This window comes from Bacteroidota bacterium (assembly GCA_030706565.1).
Taxonomy (GTDB): domain Bacteria; phylum Bacteroidota; class Bacteroidia; order Bacteroidales; family JAUZOH01; genus JAUZOH01.
In genome coordinates, this window is sequence record JAUZOH010000589.1 from 1 (window position 1) to 1,437 (window position 1,437).

Below are 1,437 nucleotides of genomic sequence, written 5' to 3' on the forward strand. Positions count from 1 at the left end.
GAATATTGTGAAGGTAAAACAGTTTTAAATCAATATAGGATGAAAGCACCATTTAGCAGTCTGTTGATTTTATTAATAAATTTTACTGTCTGTGCCCAATCTATCCGTCTGAAAATTGCAGACTCGGAATATAATAACATGAACTATTCTGAAGCTATCCGGTATTATGCCGAATATTTATCTTCTCATCCTGATGACAGTTCAGTAAACAAAAAGATAGCTGTCTGTTACCGCAAGACCGGAGGTCTGAAAAATGCAAAACCCTACTATTGCAAACTAATAAAACTTGGAGATAACGATCCTTATAATTATTTATATTATGCCCAGGCTTTGGCCCAGAATTTAAAATATGATTCGGCGGCAATTTGGTACACCAGGTTTTCTATTGTAAAACCACGGGATAAAAGAGGGAAAAGGATGGCAGAAGCTTATAACAACATTGCAATTTTTTATACAGATACCCTGTATTACAAAATAAAACCGGTCTCATTCAACTCTCCCCAATCCGATTTTAGTCCTGCCTATTTTAAAAACGGCTTGGTTTATCTCTCCAATCGATCAAAAGGATCTGGGGAAAAATTTCCAGCTGAAGAAAAAAAAACAAACTTTTTGACCTATTATTTTTTTGATTTTGCCGATTCATCCGTAAAAAATTTCATCCCCGGAATTGCCTCAAAACTGAATGAAGGACCGGCCACCTTTAATGCAGAACAAAATGTGATTTTCTTCACTCAAAACAACGATTTTAAAGCAGGGAAAAATAAATCCGGAAGAACGACGCTACAAATCTATAGCGCAAATTTAAAAAACGGGAAATGGGGAAAATTTGAAAAATTGCCCTTTGAAAAAGACGAGTACTCCTACGGCCATCCTGCATTAAATAAGAATAACACCTTATTGTATTTCATTTCCGATATGCCGGGGGGCTATGGAGGCACCGACATTTATGTATGCGAATATAAAAATGGAATATGGGGAACTCCGGCCAATTTAGGACCAATTATAAATACCGAAGGTAATGAAATGTTCCCATTTGTTGACGAAATGGACAACCTATATTTTGCATCCGACGGCCATCCTGGCCTTGGCGGATTGGACATTTTTAAAGCCACCCCGGAAAACGGAACCTACAAAGAAGTTAAAAATATTGGCTCTCCTGTAAATTCAAATGATGACGATTTTGGATGGATTATCGACAAAAGGAATAATACCGGATATTTCTGTTCAAACCGACCCGGCGGTGCTGGTAACGATGATATTTATTCTTTCAAATTTAACAGTCCCTCAATTGAACTTTCCCTGGTCGATAAAACGAATGAGCAACCTGTTGATTCTGCCTTGGTTGAATTATTTTCTAACCAGGACAGCATAAAAACATTTGTTACAGCTCTTAATGGGTCGTGTACCATAAACTACGATGCGAAAAAAAATTACGAA

At 37.0% G+C, this 1,437-nt stretch carries 1 protein-coding gene; it reads left to right on the plus strand.

Features of this window, described 5'->3' with window-relative positions:
- Window positions 1-39 precede the first annotated feature (39 nt).
- On the plus strand, window positions 40-1,437 hold a 1,398-nt coding region (locus Q8907_17025), incomplete at its 3' end, for a flagellar motor protein MotB (protein ID MDP4275973.1).